This is a genomic window from Vibrio sp. Vb0304 (genome assembly GCF_033338995.1).
Classification (GTDB): domain Bacteria; phylum Pseudomonadota; class Gammaproteobacteria; order Enterobacterales; family Vibrionaceae; genus Vibrio; species Vibrio alginolyticus.
On the sequence record NZ_JAWOTT010000016.1, the window covers coordinates 17,914 to 35,996 of the forward strand.

Annotated in this window: 9 protein-coding genes and 5 pseudogenes; 9 read left to right on the forward strand and 5 right to left on the reverse strand. The window is 42.0% G+C overall.

The window, feature by feature from the left end; genetic code table 11:
• Window positions 1-1,131 carry a hypothetical protein gene (locus tag R7P35_RS17290; protein ID WP_213905047.1) on the forward strand — a complete coding sequence of 377 codons (1,131 nt, stop codon included), beginning with the start codon at window positions 1-3 and terminating at the stop codon, window positions 1,129-1,131.
• Between the two features lie 114 nt (window positions 1,132-1,245).
• Here the strand turns inward: R7P35_RS17290 and R7P35_RS17295 are convergent.
• Window positions 1,246-1,587: pseudogene (locus tag R7P35_RS17295) on the reverse strand (type I restriction enzyme endonuclease domain-containing protein); the annotation flags it as partial.
• 132 nt (window positions 1,588-1,719) lie between these two features.
• Here R7P35_RS17295 and R7P35_RS17300 point away from each other — a divergent pair.
• A pseudogene (locus R7P35_RS17300) lies at window positions 1,720-2,586 on the forward strand (IS1634 family transposase); the annotation flags it as partial.
• A 321-nt stretch (window positions 2,587-2,907) separates the two neighbouring features.
• Here the strand turns inward: R7P35_RS17300 and R7P35_RS17305 are convergent.
• Window positions 2,908-3,393, reverse strand: a complete 486-nt coding sequence (locus R7P35_RS17305) for a hypothetical protein (protein ID WP_213905046.1) — start codon at window positions 3,391-3,393, stop codon at window positions 2,908-2,910.
• A gap of 845 nt (window positions 3,394-4,238) precedes the next feature.
• Here R7P35_RS17305 and R7P35_RS17310 point away from each other — a divergent pair.
• Window positions 4,239-4,472: pseudogene (locus R7P35_RS17310) on the forward strand (hypothetical protein); the annotation flags it as partial.
• A 192-nt stretch (window positions 4,473-4,664) separates the two neighbouring features.
• Here the strand turns inward: R7P35_RS17310 and R7P35_RS17315 are convergent.
• Window positions 4,665-6,725: a BCCT family transporter gene (locus R7P35_RS17315; RefSeq protein WP_213905045.1), complete on the reverse strand. Its 2,061-nt coding sequence runs from the start codon at window positions 6,723-6,725 to the stop codon at window positions 4,665-4,667.
• Between the two features lie 273 nt (window positions 6,726-6,998).
• Between R7P35_RS17315 and R7P35_RS17320 the strand changes: the two genes are divergently transcribed.
• From R7P35_RS17320 to R7P35_RS17335, 4 genes and pseudogenes are all read left to right on the forward strand, one after another.
• On the forward strand, window positions 6,999-7,376 hold the full coding sequence (locus R7P35_RS17320; RefSeq protein ID WP_213905044.1) for a hypothetical protein: 378 nt from the start codon (window positions 6,999-7,001) through the stop codon (window positions 7,374-7,376).
• Window positions 7,373-7,699: an IS66 family insertion sequence element accessory protein TnpB gene (gene tnpB, locus R7P35_RS17325; protein ID WP_188046902.1), complete on the forward strand. Its 327-nt coding sequence runs from the start codon at window positions 7,373-7,375 to the stop codon at window positions 7,697-7,699. Before R7P35_RS17320 ends, tnpB begins: the two co-directional genes overlap by 4 nt.
• Before the next feature lie 115 nt (window positions 7,700-7,814).
• Window positions 7,815-9,410 carry an IS66 family transposase gene (gene tnpC, locus R7P35_RS17330; protein WP_268206429.1) on the forward strand — a complete coding sequence of 532 codons (1,596 nt, stop codon included), beginning with the start codon at window positions 7,815-7,817 and terminating at the stop codon, window positions 9,408-9,410.
• Between the two features lie 554 nt (window positions 9,411-9,964).
• Window positions 9,965-10,675, forward strand: a pseudogene (locus R7P35_RS17335) (IS1634 family transposase); the annotation flags it as partial.
• A 129-nt stretch (window positions 10,676-10,804) separates the two neighbouring features.
• On the opposite strand, the gene R7P35_RS17340 reads toward R7P35_RS17335, so the two are convergent.
• Window positions 10,805-13,105, reverse strand: a complete 2,301-nt coding sequence (locus tag R7P35_RS17340) for a starch-binding protein (RefSeq protein ID WP_318092401.1) — start codon at window positions 13,103-13,105, stop codon at window positions 10,805-10,807.
• A 474-nt stretch (window positions 13,106-13,579) separates the two neighbouring features.
• On the opposite strand from R7P35_RS17340, the pseudogene R7P35_RS17345 reads away from it, so the two are divergent.
• A pseudogene (locus tag R7P35_RS17345) lies at window positions 13,580-14,612 on the forward strand (IS630 family transposase).
• Window positions 14,613-15,141: 529 nt separating this feature from the next.
• A complete protein-coding gene (locus R7P35_RS17350) occupies window positions 15,142-16,677 on the forward strand; it encodes a bifunctional diguanylate cyclase/phosphodiesterase (RefSeq protein WP_318092403.1) in 1,536 nt (511 codons plus the stop codon).
• A gap of 469 nt (window positions 16,678-17,146) precedes the next feature.
• Here the strand turns inward: R7P35_RS17350 and R7P35_RS17355 are convergent, their stop codons facing one another.
• Complete coding sequence (locus tag R7P35_RS17355; RefSeq protein WP_213905042.1) at window positions 17,147-18,052, reverse strand: GGDEF domain-containing protein; 906 nt, start codon at window positions 18,050-18,052, stop codon at window positions 17,147-17,149.
• Between the last annotated feature and the right edge of the window lie 31 nt (window positions 18,053-18,083).

Genomic DNA, 18,083 nt, shown 5'->3' on the forward strand with positions numbered 1-18,083 from the left:
ATGAATAAAAGGCTTATACTACTTTGCGCAGCAAGCTTATTCTCATGTTTATCTAGTGCTGCAAGTTATGAGAAAGTTATAACAAATGGGCAAGGAGAAACATTAGATCAGGCTATTGATGTCAGTTTAAGGCGTGCGGTAGAACAGGTCTCAGGTGTATCTATTGAAAGTGCCCGCACTTCACTCCTTACATCAATTAACGACGGAAAGACAAAACAGTTAAACGACTCTATGGCAGATGGCACTGCAACATACTCGCGAGGGAACGTTAAGTACAAAGTGCTACATGAAAAGTGTTCAAGTTATGGCTGTGAGGTAAAGTTAGAGGTTAAGGTTGAGGTTGACCCTAGAGAGAAAATAAAAGATCAAAATGCCAAAAGAAGAACAATCGCTGTTGGTAGTTTTTCTGGCCCAAAAGGCACTATTATCGGCAAAAAAGTCGAAGAACTTTTGGTGCAAGACCGAAAGTTCAAAGTACTATATGACAGACTCGACCCAACGTTACAGTATTTTGTAACTGGTCAGGTTGTTACTGCTAACACTAACAAAAGTGTCGTCGATAACTCACGTACCGTAGAGCTCACAGGGGAAAGCATTAAAGATGTGAAAACCTACTATAGCTCTAAAGTTTTGGTAAAATTTCAAATTCTCGATGTTGTCAATAATCAAGTGAAATGGTCAGCAACTATTCCAACCACTTCAAGTAGAAACAATTTGAATCTTCTGGTTGATATTGCGTCGAAAAAAATATTTAACCAACTAAAAGATAATATTTATCCGTTAGTGGTTTTAGTTGGCGATAATGGCTCTTTAGTTTTGAACTCGGGCGGCAATACAGTTAAGCAAGGACAATACTTTGATGTCTTCAATTTGGGTGAAAAATTTATCGATCCAGTGACAAAAGAGAGTTTAGGCCACGATGAAATCAAAGTTGCGACCATTGAAGTGACCAAAGTATTACCTAAGTTTGCCTATGCAAAAGTAGTAAAAGGAAATATTGCAGAAATCGAAAATCATAGTATTGCACGTAAGTCCGCTTATACGAAGTCAAAACGAAAGCATACAGAACATGCGAAGCCAAAAGTCGTTAAGCCTAAAGAGGAAAAGAAAACTACTGGGATCATTCTCTAAATACAAACACACTATAAATAATATTCAGCTGAAAGTGAGATGATAAGACACGACCAATGTCAACACTAATAACTAATAGAAAGGCAAGGCTCTCAGGCCTTGCCTTTCATTTAATCATGCCGCATACCACCCGTCAGCCAGCACTTCTGCTTGATCCAGTACCAGCTTAATCGCCTCTTCAGCCGCATCAGGTGGATATTTCCAGCGACGCAATAAACGGCGTACAAGGTTACGCATCCTTGCTCGCACGCTTTCTCGTTTCTGCCAATCTACAGTAGCGGATTTACGCAGTTGGTGCGTGAGTTCAATGGCGAGTTGGCGCAGGTTGTCATCGCCCAAGGTGCGCACAGATGCCTCGTTGGTGACCAATGCACGGTAAAACGCAATTTCATCAGTGGAAAGCCCCAGCTTTTCCATCATCTCAGCGTCAGCTTGCATCTCTTTAGCCCACTGTATCCGTCATTCCGCAGCCAATTTCAGAATTAAAACAATGTGATCCAGTGAGCGTTTACAGGTGTTAGTGCGACAGACATCTTGACCGCGATCCCCAGTTTTGATCTATTACTGTTATTTAACGGTCACTTTATTATTTCTGCTGCTCAACCTGTCATTAAACGCCTAGACCACTTAGGGCTAATCGCTGCTTTCTGTCATGAAATCGGTTTACCAGGCATTATTGATTGCATCATTCCTAAGTACTCGGATCACAATGTTTCACATGGCGATGCAGTCTTAGCAATGATTCTTAATGGCCTTGGCTTTCACAGTAGAACGCTGCATATGTTCTCTGACTTCTTCGAGACAAAGCCTGTTGCCAAGTTGCTCGCTAAAGACATTGAAGCGCACCATTTAACTGACGATGTACTCGGACGTACTTTAGATGCTTTATATGAAGCTGATGTCGCCGCACTTTATCAAGCGATTGCAGAGCATGTCGTTGATAAGCTAGGACTTAAAACAGACTCTGTCCACCTTGATATCACTAGCTTCCATGTCGATGGTGAATACGCCCAAGACGAAGATCTTAATGCCATCAAGCTGGTAAAAGGCTACAGCCGAGACCACCGTCCAGAGCTAAATCAAGTGGTCCTTGAGCTGATTTGTGAAAACCAAGCAGGCCTACCTGTTTACATGCAAGCGCTTAGTGGCAACACCAACGATTCTAAGGCATTCTCAGAGGTCACTAAACGGCATATTCATTGCCTGAAGGCAGCTCAAAACAGTCGCTACTTCATCGCCGATGCCGCTCTATACACCGAAGAAAGCATTCGTTCACTGGATGAGCAACAACAGAAGTTTATTACGCGTGTTCCAATGACCATTAAGTCAGCCAAAGAAGCCTTAATGAACCTTGAGTCAGAGCAGTTGAGCCGTATCGGTAATGGCTACTCGGGTTGCTGGGTTGACGCTGATTATGGCTCGGTATCTCAGAAGTGGCTGTTGATTCATAGTGAATAAGCAACCAAGCGAGAAGAGGTAACGTTCTATAAGAACTTATGTAAGAGAGGAATAAAGTTTCATACTAAACAGTCAAGCACCCTTGATCGAACCGTTTAAGATTAAACATAACCAAAAATAAAGATTCATACTAATTGCTACCACCATGTCCGAATCAAGCTACAAATGAGTATTAAAGTATCATACTCGTTGTAACTCACTTCTGGACAAAACTTTCTTAGAGTAATCACCTAAATTAGAAAAGTGCGGATAACTTTACGTATTGAGAAGTGACGCCGCGTTGCGAATTCCTCTTGAACAACTTGTTATGCTGCTGGACTACCACTTGAGATTCAAGCCTTTAAGATCGCAACCTTCTGGAGCAGTGTTTTGAACACTTCTAACATATGTATTCCAATCTTTCGTACTCCGCCCTAATGATGTTTCATGATCAATTTCAGCCTGAATCTTATTACATGTCTCACGCAATTTTCTTTGATCTTCTTCACGCTCAACTAGCATAGATTGGCTCATTCTATCTGCTGTTATCCCCGCGAAGTATAACTTAGATTGGTCCTCTGATATTTTCAGCAACTTACCGTTGTAGGACAAACCATCATCTTCAATACTTAGAGGAAAAACTTTTGATGGATATTTCAAATTTTCAATAAAAATATAAGAATCCCCATCTTTTTTTATCTCAGCTAAGATTTCCGAACCAGTAAATGGAGATTTATATAAATAACTACCAATATAATTATCTTTGCTTTCACCACAACCAGCTAGAAACAACATTGATAATAAAATCGATTTTACATATTTCATTTCACTCATCCTAAAGTTAATTTAAAGCAGCATAACGCTTATTAGTCGGCTAAAAGCCGTTTTTCATTCCGTGATTATGCAACTTTTTTAATATCACTTCAATGTGTAATCAAATGGTTAATGAAAGTTAACCCCGCTTTCGATTGCACGATGCCTTATAATTTCTCAAAGGCTGATTTCCAAACTCCTTCGGATAAATGTTGATAAGGAAAAACACTAGGAACGAAATGTGCAATAACTTTTTCTCTGAGTTGTTTTGGGGCAAAGGCGTGTTTGCTATAGTCGGTTCGCATCACCTCTGCCAAGTGAACTGACAGAGGAAAAGTGACAAACTTTATTGTAAGTGATCAGACTTTATTGGACTCGATGAAACTATATTGTCTTCTGACAATAATTACATAATTATAAAGATATTTATTCATTGTGTAATGCGAAAACGCGCATGGAATGGCAAGATTTGAGTGAAATGGATGAGAATTTGTAAGCGAAAAAGTGGACCGCCACCGATCTCCTAGACAAATTTCGCCTATTGAAGCGATCTATTTTGAGCCGCCCATGATGAAAGACGAGATGCACCAAATAAGTGCTAACGACAACGTCACCAAACGCAAAAATTGCTAGCCATAAAATATGGCTAGCACAAACGTTAAATATGATTTTGTTAAAAATTACTTTTCAAGTGCGGACTGAATAAATAGTACCAGGGGAGGCTTTGTTTTTTACTTATAGTAGCTAATATATATATGTATTAGCTACTATTTAAAGTCGAAGGCAACGATATGTGTAGGAGAGGAATAAAGTTTCATACTAAGCAGTCAAGTAACCCTGTTTGTACCGTTTTAAATGAGACCGCAACCGTCTCCAGTACCGATTACTTCGGTGACCCTGTTTATACCTACTCCCTCAAAGAGGGGATCGAAGATGGTTTTCTTGCCCCCTACAAGGTGGTGCGGGTCGATATAGACGTTGATCTGCAGGGTTGGCGCCCAACCAAAGGGCAGCTCGACAAACAGGGTAACCTGATTGAAGACCGTATCTATAACCAGAAGGATTTCGACCGCACCTTGGTGATCCACCAAGCAAAGAGAGAAACTTCTCTCTTATTGTCATATTTGCGCTGTTATTTCAATTAATTTTACACTCTAATTGCGATATCGACGCCACAGGGCAACACCGGAATTATCTCAGCTACTGCAAAATTAATGTGGCTCTGCTTTGTTTTATACCAATCTAAAAAAGCCTCAGCAGATTGATGAGGCTTTGAGTGGAGATTATGTTAATTCAAGGTTCGATGGATCTTCCGGTGGCACATCAATATCATGCTCTTGCATATTCCACGGTAAGATGCCCGGCGAAATATGTAGGAAGTGTAAATAACGTTCGAACTGGTTCAAGATGTCGTTAATAATATCTTGTTGTTCATAGTTATAAACATCATACGCTTGACCACCGCGGCGTAAAAAGACTTCTGCACGGTAGTAGTACTTATCCTCTGGCACTTCACCTTCATTATAAGCAAATTCAGGCAAGTCATAACCACGTAAGCGAATTTCATAGATGAACTCAACTTGCCCTTCTTTGAACACTTCAAAGTGTGCGCGACACAGCTCTTCGTCAAATCTCACTTCCGCTTCCCAATCCTGCTCTTCCAGCTCTTGCTCAACACGCTTCATACTATTGAGAACAGTAACACTAATGAATTTTTCAACATCAGAGCGATCTGGGAAATCAACTAAATTAGCTAAGCGTTTTTTCCATAATCCTTTCCCTACCCCCGTAGAGCTAGACTGTTGAGACTGCATATATTGTTGCTGACTGTCTTCATGGTGGCCTTCAATACGGAGAGCTTTGATCATACCCACCATAGCAACTAACATAATGATGGCAAAAGGCAAAGCACTCACCACACTCGCCGTTTGTAAAGCACCCAGACCACCCGCTAAGAGTAGAACAGAAGCGACAATCCCTTCCGTTGCAACCCAGAAAGTGCGTTGCCATGCAGGCGTATCGTGCACACCACCTGAAGCCAGTGAATCAATCACAAGTGAACCGGAGTCAGATGAAGTCACAAAGAAGGTAATGATTAAGATAACCGTAAGAAACGAGATAATCGAAGTCATCGGCAAGCGTTCAAACAGCTTAAATAAGGCGATAGCGTTATTGTTTTGCACTTCTTGAATGATGTGGTGATAACCATCTGTCATGATCATGTGCAAGGCCGTATCACCAAACACGGAGAACCATAGAAAAGTAAAGGTAGTAGGTACTACCATCACACCCACAACAAACTGCCGAATGGTACGACCACGACTAATTTTCGCGATGAACAAACCTACAAATGGTGCCCAAGCGATGGTCCAGCCAAAGATAAACAGTGTCCAGTTCCCGATCCAATCACTGGCGACATATGCTTGTAGATTAAATGTGCGTTCAACAATATTACTTAAATAACTACCTGTATTTTGCATAAAGGTATTAAGAATAAAGAGAGTTGGACCTGCTGCAAATACAAAGACCATCAGCAATATTGCGAGAGCAATATTTAATAACGATAAGTTTTTTACCCCTTTATCCATACCTGCAAGAACGGAAACCAGTGCACACAATGTGATTAGCGTAATAGCAATGATTTGCACGGTGCTATTAATTGGAATATCAGGCCATAAGTAATGCAAGCCTGTGTTAATTTGGGTAACCGACAATCCTAATGTGGTCGCGATACCAAATAACGTACCTAAAATCGCAAACACATCAACCGCATGACCAATCGGGCCGTGAATTTTATCCCCAATTAACGGATAAAGCGTCGAGCGCATTGAAAGAGGCAGGCCATGGCGGAAAGCAAAATACGCCAGTGCTAAACCGACTAAACCATAGATAGCCCAGATATGAAAACCCCAGTGGAAAAATGCAATTTGCATCGCTTCTCGGGCGGATTCAACCGTTTCGGGTGCTGCGGTTGGTGGTGAAGCATAGTGTAGAACTGGCTCTGCTACACCAAAGAATAAAAGTGCGATGCCGTACCCTGCCGAAAACAACATAGCAAACCATTCCATGAAGCTGTATTCAGGTTCCGCATGATCGGGACCTAACTTAATCTCTCCCCATTTACTGACTGCCACTGCTACTATAAAAACCAAAAATATCGCAACAGCTAGCATATAAAACCAGCCAAAATTAGTGGTTACTTCTGATAATAATTGAGAAAAAAAGTCCCCAGCTCTCTCTGGGTTAGAAATGGTACCGACTACCAATAATACAATAACGACAACTGCAGGTATAAAAACGGGGATAAGAACGGTCGATCTCCGCCTATTATCTGAAACATCCATGCGTTTCTCCTCTATTCGTTTAACTTACCTATTATGTAATTAAAAGCATATTAAAAGCATATTAAAATTCAATCTTACAAAAACAATAAGAACAAAGTGATAACTAAAATATTAAAGTACAAATCTGAAGGATTAATATCTACAATGAGACTGAATTAATGATATCTAAATCTACTTTTGCGCAAATAAACCGTGAGCTTACGGCAGTATAGCTCAACTTTTAGCAACAAGTCGTGATTTACTGAGTGTCTGTCCATTAAGAGGATCGACACCGTGCCACAACATAAACTAGAACAAGCCATTGCCGCGTTTGATCACTGGTGCCAAAACCGAACTAAACGCACTCACACTCCTAACGAACTTCGACAATTGGCCGTTGAATTAGCAGACAGTCACTCCCATAATCACATTGCTACTGCGTTGAGGATTAACGCTCGACAACTCAAGATTTGGTGTGACCATGCTGCTGTCAGTTCCACCGCCCCCTCTGACTTTATGTCATTGCCTATCGAGCACGAATTTGAGCCTAATACAGAGCATCGTTTGAGCATTGAAATGACGCTACCAAACTCAAGTCAAATTCGTATTAGCGGAGAGCTGTCACTTCATCTGCTCCAAACCTTGCTGCAAGATGTGGGGGCATTAGCATGATCCATCTAACTGCGCAGACCCAAATCCTTCTGGCCATTAAGCCTGCCGATTTTCGTTGTGGAATTGATGGCTTTGTCGCCCTCTGTCGTCATCAGCTCAAACAAGAGCCACGTAGCGGTACCCTGTTTGTGTTCACCAATCGACGCCGAACCATGTTAAGGGCGCTATGCTACGATGGTTCCGGATACTGGTTGATGAGTAAGCGCCTGACCAAAGGGCGCTTTCAAGATTGGCCGAGGAAATCTCAAGAGACGATCACGCCTTTAGTCGCTAGGCAATTGAAAGCCCTGCTGACAGGGCTGCCAGGCTGGCAAAGAGTGTGAACAAACGCACAGTCTACGGGTTCAAACAAACGATCGTTTCGATCGAGTTGACCGATCATGCTGAGCTGAAATAATGAGATACATCATCAGAGCACATTAGCCGACAGGATAGAAAGTGGCGCAAGAGTTTACCGACATAGATAGCGAAGAGTTGGATGGACTTATCCAGCGAGTGCAGGAGGCGAAAGAGCATGACCTGGCACTGAGCGCGGAAGATTGTCATATCCTGTTGAAAGCATTAAAAACGCTGGCGGCCTTACAAGAGCGCTTATCTGATAACGATATTACCTTGCATAAACTGCGTAAACTGGTGGGAATGGTCAGATCGTCAGAGACCATGGATACCCTGCTTGGCCAGAAAGCCAAGAAGAACAAAAAACGTGGTCAAAAACGGTCCAAACCTAAAGCGACTCAACCTGATGTGCCGGTAAAAACAAAAGTTACTCAGCACAAATTAACCGACCTAAGGAAAGGCGATGCATGCCCGGAGTGCCATCAAGGCAAGCTGTATAAGTATGAGCCGGCTACCTTGCTGCGTATCACGGGGCAAAGCCCATTCGTAGCTGAGCAGCATGTTATGGAACGCTTGCGCTGCAATGCGTGCGGTCAGTACTTCAAGGCGACATTGCCTGATGATGTCGTTGAGGATGGAGGGCCGAGTCAGAAATACGGTTACAGTGCTCGCACTTTAATGGCTCTGCATAAGTTTTGTGCTGGTGCGCCTTATTATTGCCAAGAAAGCATGCAGGCTCTGATGGGAGTAAAGCTTACAGCGTCAACCATTTTTGACCAAGTTGAGTTGGTAGCCAATAGCTTACAACCCGTTTATAACCTGCTTAGAATTTTTGCAGCCAACGCCGAGCATTACTACTTAGACGACACGAGTAATCGAATCTTAGACAAAGTCCCAATCGAAAAACCGCAACGCAATGGCACCAAAATGCGAGAGCGCACCGGCGTTTACAGTACGGGTTTAGTCGCTGGGTTAAAAGGCGGGCACAATGTGGTGTTATACAAAACGAACATTGGGCATGCGGGCGAGTTCATTGACGAGTTGCTGAGCGAGCGCGGTAAAACGCTATCTACTCCCATATTGATGAGCGATGCCTTATCCAGCAATCGCCCATCTCTTGGTTATGAAGTCCAACACTGTCTGTGCAATAGTCACGGGCGGCGGCAGTTCGCGGAAGTGCTTCACTCATTCCCAACCGAAGTTGAACAGGTATTAACGTGGTATGGAATGATCTGGGATAACGATCATGAGGCCAAAGTCTTGAGACTCAGCAGTAAGCAGCGACTTGCGTGGCATAAGAAAGTATCTCTGCCGGTGATGGAGCAGATCCGTGAATGGGGAGAGACAGAACTTAATAGAGGGCGTGTTGAAGAAAATAGTGGTCTTGGCAAAGCGATTGGATACTTCAATAAACACTATGACGGGCTTAGCGCGTTCTGCCACATCGAAGGGGCTCCGATAGACAATAACAAAGCGGAGCAAGCCCTCAAACTGGTCGCCAGAAACCGTAAGAATGCGATGTTCCATAAAACTCAAGCTGGCGCCAGTATTGCTGATGTGGTGATGGGAATGATAGCGACGTCAGCCGAAGCCGGTATCAACGTCTTGGATTACTTCAATACGCTGCAGCGTAAACAAGGTGAAGTAAAGGCGACCCCACAGCAGTTCCTACCTTGGAATTACCTATCTAATATCTAACCAAGAAATGCTCCTGCTTCGTCTGGAGCCAACTCTGCGCACCGATGTAAGCTATCTTCCCGTAAGCTCACGATCAGTTGAACCGCTTATATACTTCGGTAATTGCGTTACAACGAATATACTCAGGGCTTAAATTCGACGAAAAGCTTGGACCTGCGTTAGCCCACTTATTTGATAAATATCCGATAGCCAATCGTTTTATATCTGCAATGGGCTTTCCTGCGGAGTGGAAGCAAGAACCTTTGCTTTTCGAACTTGATTAAACCAGTCTTGAAATCTGAGTTTGATGATCTTTTTGTAAGGCGCTTTTGTCCCGAAGTGACCTTGCCAACATAAAAAATCATTTTTACTGCATGATTGTTGTTGCCGTCACATGAGCAGGATTTGGGCAAATTCCGGTTATCTTCTAACATGTATGTTATAGCTGAAAACGATTTTGGGGCAGATTCGATTTAGAAATGGCAGCGTATCGACTGCGCTGCCATTTTAATATGATACTTTAATACTCAGTATGAATCTTTATTACTTGGTATGAGACTTTATTACTCTCTCACAACTTAGACAAAAATATCACCAAAGAGCAGAGAGCGCTGGGCCAACTAATGAAAAAGAGGTTTGCCTGCGCAGTGGATGCCGAGCAAGCAATGGGCGACTTCGCCAGCCAGTGTCATTTGCTTGGTTTTGCACAATCAACCATCGTTAAAGAGCCAATCTATTCAGGTCGTGGTCGGCCAAAGAAAGACGAAAAGCCAAGGGGATACCACTATTTGATAGATGCTACGCCTTATACCGATCTAGAAAAAGTGAAACTGGCCAAGCTTAAAGTGGGTATGTTTATTCTCGCCACCAACGATACTGACTACGCCGATCTCACAATGGCTGCATTGCTTGAGCATTACAAGTCTCAGCAAAAGGTTGAGCGCGGCTTTCGCTTTTTGAAAAGCCCTGAGTTCTTAACATCATCAATTTTCCTGAAGAAACCTCAGCGAATCGAGGCACTACTGATGATCATGACGCTTAGCCTACTCGTTTACGCGAGCTTAGAGCACAAAATCCGAGAGAGTCTCACTAAGACCGAGGAATTCTTTCCTAGCATGGTAAAGAACAAGACGACAACTAAACCGACGGCACGTTGGGTATTCTTAAAATTCGAAGGTATCGACACGCTCGAATTTGGCGGCCAAAGCTTCATAACGGGTGTTCAAGAGCATCAGACTCGGCTCCTTAGGCTTCTTGGTGTACTGTATGAAGCGGTTTATTCCTAAATTGGCTGCGGAATCTCGGATTGAACCTCATGAATGTAGCAGCCCCGCAAATAAATTCAATGCTTATCCGAAGGATTGGTTGTAAGAGGTGAAAATCGGTACAGTCTTCAGACTGTACCGATAAGGTTATTAGTGTTGTGTCACACTGATGGCTTTTGTACTGCTATTGAAATGAATCTGATAGGTGGCGTAGTCGCCGACTTGATAATCCGTACTTGGGTAGGATTCTGTCCACGAACCATCATCAATTTTAAACCTTGCGGGTGACTCTTCACCATTGAAGGTTTGGGTTGTTGTGTAAAGGCCGGTTTGCTCATTGTAATCCAATGCGGCTAATCCCCATCCGTTTGCTGTTCCTCGGAAGTACCAAGTTTCATTTCCACCATTTGTGTTGCTGGTGCACTGGGAGAGATCTTTCCATTCACCATTGGCATAACAAAGGTTTGGTGCTGAAACATTCATATCGAGTGTTTGGCGGCTGCCTTGATCACTGAAAATGACTTTCAAGCTAGTGAGGTTAGTACCAAAGTCATAGCAATATTGACCATTTTGTTGAGTCATTGCTTGCCCTGGCCAAGTTGCGTTAGCAATAGGCGTTGCTGCATCCACATTCCAGAAGTAGAGGTAAGGTTGAGAGAAACCTTGCTGATTGTCATAACAGATTTGGGTGGCATTATCGTTATCATTATCCTCTTCTGTGATTAGGGTAAACCCACAGTCGGCTAAAGATTTCCAGCTACCATCGCTATAACACGTTCCTGTAGTGGTGGTGAGATCGTTACTCTTATTGGCACCTTGATTTGAAAAAATCACATTCACACTTGAAAGCTCAGTTTCAACATCATGGCAATAGAAATCACCATTTGCCGTCATGGTAACGCCAGGCCAAGTGGCGTTTGTGAGTGAGCCTGCTGGTTGTGCTCCCCAGTAGTAGAGTGTTGGTGAAGTGTGATTAGCGGCATTGTCGTAGCAGAGGTTGGTTGCTGTGACAGGAGTTGCTGGTTTTTTATCGCTATCACTATCACAATCGGTGCAGGTTTGTCCTACTTTTGCTCCGACATGAATGGCCGCCGCATTATGAGAAGCCACGGTGAAATGGGCATAACCTGAACTGTCTACACTGATGGTGGTGCCACTGCATGTTCCCGTTTGTGAGTTAAAGTCACCACTGATGATGTCGCAATATTCACCCGCTGGCATTCCGGTAGCAAAACCTTGGTTGATGCCTTTGTTGTCGTCTCGGTTAATGACAACAAAACCTAGCCCACCACGGCCAAAGGCCACTTGGTTATAGCCATCATCCCACCAGTTGGTCACGCGCCATTCTGCTGCAGTGTGATTACGAAAAGCCACCATATTGGCTACGCCGCGCCAGCGATGTTCACAAACCCAGTCTCCTCCATCAAAACCACAGGCGTTACCCGTATGTATGCCAGTTGCGGGGGGGCCTGCATCAAAATCATTGAAGTAGTAGCCTGACATGACTTTGGGGTATCCATAGGGATAGGCCAACGTAAAGACATTACCGAGGAAGTAGAGGTTACCAAAATCTTGGTGGCTGAGTACTTGTTCTGGGTTGTGACGTTCTTCATCATGGTTCGTTACAAAAGTCACCGCATCACTGTTGCCTAACCAGCCACTCCATGAACCAATCCCTTGTAAATCTTTGATTCCTCCGTGTTTAAATTTAGGGCCAAGGGTTCGAGCAAAGAAGAATTCAGTCACATCACCAATATAAGTGTATTCCCCCGGTTTTACTGGCTCATTTTCCGCTCCGATCACTTCTTGGAAAATATAAGGGGTGCCGTGTAACTTACTTTTTATCGCGGCAATATCTTCAGCAGGGATATGTTTGGCTGCATCAATACGGAATCCGGCAACGCCCATGCTGATGGCCTCATTCATGTAGTCCGCAATTTTTTGCCGCACATATTCGGAGCTGGTTTTCAGATCGTTAAGCCCGACTAAATCACAGTTTTGTACGGACCAACGATTGGAATAATTAATATCACTGGTGCAGCTATTAAAGTCATTCGTTCCATAAGGAACTTCTGGGAAATTCCGATTCCATGCTGCCATATGGTTGATGACAGCATCGAGATAAATATCCACGCCCGCTGTTTTACAGCGTTGAACCATATCTGCAAATTGCGCTCGGTTACCGCTGCGCCCTTCAAAAGAATAGCTGACAGGTTGATAGCGAGCCCACCAAGCGGGGTTATCAACACTTTTTTGAGGGGGTGAGATTTGTACGGCAGCAAATCCTTTTGGGCCCAGGAATTCTTCACATTCTTGAGCAATATCTTGCCAACCCCATTCAAATAAATGGACGAAGGCGGTTTTGGGAACGTCTTGGGCATAACTTGGTGCCCCCCCGATTAAACTCCCGAATAACATGAGCCCGGCAGACAAACTCTTGTTGAATTTCATATTCTTTCCTTAAGTTTGAAATCTTAAAATGTAAGAAAAAATGTATTATGTCTAAAAAGACAGCAGAACTTTAGGACAGATAAAAAGGAATACATCTTTAAAGAAAGGTGATTGTGAGAATGGTCATTATTTGCACGGTGTTTGTTTTGATAGATTTAAATACAGTCACTAAATGTACACATCAAGCATGAAATAAAAAATAAAAATTGGAATAGAGATTAAGCTATCATTTAACTATCTGATTTTTATTGAATTTGATGGCTTTTTATTGATGCATAATGTGATGCATTTGGCAAAATCGTGAAATTAGAGGAGATTGGTTAATTTATGATTTTTCCTCCTTTCCAAGAGAGGAATAATATTGTGTTAATGTTTTTGGTGTTGGTGAGAAGATAGAGATTCATTAATCTGTGATATACCCGTGATCATTGAAGATGCTTGATTTTCGATAGAATCAGGATCATGCTACGAACCATGAAAATTACACTGACTCCTCAACAGAAACTGCAACTCGAACAAATGCACGACATTGAACGTGATAGTCGAGTTTGCGACCGTATTAAGGCTGTTTTGCTGGCTTCTGAAGGCTGGATCAGACTATGATTTCACAAGCTCTTCGTATTCATGAATCGACCGTTGCTCGTCATCTCAGCGACTACGTTCTTTCTGAAAAACTTAAGCCTGAAAATGGCGGAAGCCAAAGCAAGCTTTCTGCTACTCAAACCATGCACCTAATCGAGCATTTGACTGAGAAAACCTATTCTCACACGCATCAAATTGTCACTTACGTTAAAGAGACATTTGGACTGGATTACACGGTTTCTGGTATGAATAAATGGCTTCACCACAATAGTTTTAGCTACAAGCAACCGAAAGGCGTACCACACAAGTTTGATGAAGCACAACAGCAAGCATTTATAGAGGCTTATGAAGCGTTAAAGGCAAGCTGTGGCAAGGATGAATCGATAGTCTTTATCGACGCAGTTCACCCAACACTATCAACAAAAATATCTCATGGCTGGATACGAACTGGTCAGGATAAAGTGATTGAAACAACGGGTAATCGTAGCCGATTGAACATTATTGGCGCACTGAACTTGTCGGATATTGGAGCAACCATTGTTCACAACTATGAGAGCATTAACAGTGAATCGATTGTTCGCTTTTTCTGTGAGTTAAGAAAGAGTTATCCCTTAGCCCATAAGCTTCATATCATCTTGGATGGTGCGGGATATCACCGCAGTGACTTAGTCAAAGATGCGGCGTTTGTCCTGAATATTGAACTGCATTATCTTCCACCTTACAGTCCAAACCTCAACCCAATCGAGCGGCTATGGAAAGTAATGAATGAGAGAAGGCGAGGAACAACGTTTACTTCAAAAGAAAACGGGACTTCAAGGCGGCAATAGACCAATTTTTTGCAGTGACTCTTCCAGAGATCGCAGGCTCTTTGACATCTCGAATTAATGATAATTTTCAGGTTCTCAAGCCAGCATCTTCAAGTTGATTCGGTATAACGGCATATATACGGTTGGACTCTATGGTATTGTTAACTAGCAGCTCATGCTGAACTCTATATATGGAGTGAAAAGTATTAAGAAGAGTGACTAGTACACTGAACACACTCAGGCACAGAATTAACTTTCTCAGATTTAACTTATCCCTCATCTGTTTCATTTCCTCCATATACTCCATAAGTTAAATCATCCATTTTTTCATTAGATATAAAAGACATTGCCACTCACAGATCTATACTAACTCAAAGACTTAATCAGACCTTTGAATACTCTGTATGAAACATTACTCCTTACTTAGAGTTATCTTGAGCAAAACCCCATAGAGAGTAACTCCAAGACGTGACTAACCAACATACGTTAAAACGCCAGAATAGCCCTAACGGTCTGTGATTGATGCTCGATGTAACATTTTAAACACTTTAGTGATGTGTCACTAGATTGATATGCAATGTAATGATAATTTACTTATTTACTTATAAACTTACTCATGGGCAGTAAAAAAATAATACTGTGGTCAATATGAAAAGAGATATAAAATCCTCCACTAAGTTCGTTTTTACCTACTTTGTGTTTGCGTCGCTATGGGTTTGGTTCTCAGATAAAGCAGTAGAACTCCTATCGAGCAATACACAAGTCTATACCTTGGTTCAATCACTGAAGGGAATGTTATTTATAGTGGTCACATCTTTATTGCTGTGGGGACTGGTAAAAAAGAACAATCGAGAACTTGAACAAGCGAATGACATTGACTCTGTAACAGGTTTACACAGCCCTTTGGTATTTTTTCGCTGCCTAGAACAAAAAATCCAAAATGCCAAAGAAGATGAGCACTACGTTCTTTTTCTTCTTGATATTGATAACTTTAAACCCATAGCCGATCGCCTCGGTTTTACGAAAAGTAGTCAGTTTCTAAAGGATATCGCACAATCTATTGACTCTCATACGGTCTTTCCTCTTCTCTCATCACGAATACACTCTGATGGGTTTGCTTGTTTGGTACGAATGCATGATGAAAATCAAATAGCTCTGCACTTAGCTCGCGTTCAAAAGCAGTTTAATCAACATGCAAAAAGTCATGAAATTGATGTGACATGCTCTATTGGTGTGGCCTTCTACCCGTATGATGGAGAGAGTGTCAAGCAACTCATGTCGTCGGCAAAAGATGCTCTAGCTCAGGCAAAAAAAACAAAAAATACTATCCGATACCACGACAAAAAACTCGCTGAAAAAGATTTCCAAAAACAACGTATGATTATAGAGTTGCGTCATGCGATTCAAGAAGAGCAAATACAGATAGTCTTTCAACCAAAATATCGCCTAAAAGACAAGAGAATGATGGGAGTTGAAGTGCTATCTCGCTGGACTCACTCTCAATACGGAGATATACCTCCATCAGTATTTGTCACGCTGGCAGAAGAAAATAATCTTAGTAGCGCTTTAACGAAGCTAGTAATCAAGCAAGCATCAAAGCAACTTAAAGAAGCTCAGCTCCTAGGCCGTGTCATCCAAAGCGTATCTGTAAATATTTCAGCGACTGAGCTAAATAGCACTGAGGATATTCATCAAATTGAGTATCAGCTAAATCAAGACACTGAACTTTCAAAATACCTATGCCTTGAAATCACAGAGACAGCTACACTTAAGAATATAGAAAAATGTGCAAGCCTAGTAAAAAAAATGAAAAGGTCTGGTGTAGCGTTCTCTATCGATGACTTTGGAGTCGGTTATACCTCATTTGGAATTTTCAATAGACTAGACATCGATGAAATCAAAATAGATCGTAGCTTCATCAAAGATATTGCGGTTGATTATCGTTCAAGAGCGATCACTTCAGGCATTATCAACATTGCAAAAGAGTGCGGAATTCAAGTCGTTGCAGAAGGAGTAGAAACCGATCAACAGTTACGAATTCTTGAAGAGTTAGGCTGTGAACAAGCCCAGGGTTTCTATCTAAGCCACCCAATACCTGTTGAAGAATTAAAAGAGAAATTAAATATAACTTCGCAAGACAATAAAGTTGATTTCATTGCAATGTCTAGCAGGCCCAAAAACTGAAGGAGCGTTTGTCCCAAACAGCATGCTGTGGAGGCTTGCTGAACTGCCGACGACAAGCATCATTAATTGAGCGCGTTACTCAATACTGGTGTGATGCTAGACAACTTGTTCTATCGAGGAGAAACAACTCCCCCTGAAACGGTTTTCAGTGCTTGATGTTTACTTTTGCTTTTTGTTTTTTTCTGCTTCAATTTTGCTAGTAGCTTAACTGCTTCAGCCCTAGTCAAGTGAGGTTCATTTTTAAGCAACTTCTCTAGTTTTCTCTCTATATGACTGACCACAACTCAAATCACCTACGGTATCTTAGTTCATCAGTCAAACTACTAAAACTTTCGAGTAGATACCATACTCTTTGCAAATCGCTTTGTCCCATTGTGAGTTACGACACCAGCACATTCGCAGTACGACCTAGTTGTACTAACCTGTGGGTTTGTAAGGTCAAGCATGAGTTGAGACACTGTAGTTCAGTCTAAATCTTCTTTACTCGCGTTTTCTCGTAGTACATATTCTCATCGGCTTTAGTTATCGCTGACTCTAGGGAAAAGTCTGCTCCTTCAATAATATACTTACCTATTGACGTACCTACCTGCACCTTACCTTTGCCGATATTTATTGGACCAGCGAGTGCACTCTCAATTCTCGACATCACCTCTTCCGTGTAGTGTTCCGCTTCTCTATTGCTACTCCCAACGCTCCCTAAAAATACGACAAACTCATCTCCGCCATACCTTGATACTAGGCCGGAAGCCCTCACACTACTTTTCATACGTTCACTTACTTCACGTAATATGTGATCGCCTACTGTATGGCCATGATCATCATTAATTTTTTTGAAATCGTTCAAGTCAATAAATAGAAAAGCAGAAAAAGTGTTTTCACTTATCCTCTTTTTTAGGTACCGTTGTACGCTTTCGATGAGTCCACGCCTGTTGAGAACTTTAGTTAATTCATCCATTTGAGCTTTCTGGCATGCCTTCTTTTCGAGTTCCTTTTGCTTTGTAATATCAGTCGCAATACCTAAGATAGCTACAACCTCATTAGAGGATTCGGAGCTATAAATTGGTGATTTCATCTCAAGATAAATCCGTTGCTTACCATTTGCATCATTAATGAAAACCTCTTCCCTAGTCGTTTCTCCCTTGATGACCTTAGCATCAATATGCTTTATGAACTCAACGGTATCCTCTGGTAAAAAATCCGAATCTCTTATTTGACCCAGTTTTTTCTTATCAATTCTCATTAACTGCAGGCTTAGGTTATTTGCATAGATATATCTGGATTGCGTATCTTTGATGAACACATATGTCTCGAGATGATCAAGAGATTCAATAAGATCATTAAGATTAACTCCCAACCTTCCTACTTGAAGATACATTATGGCCTCCAGCATGCAGCAAAATATTTTA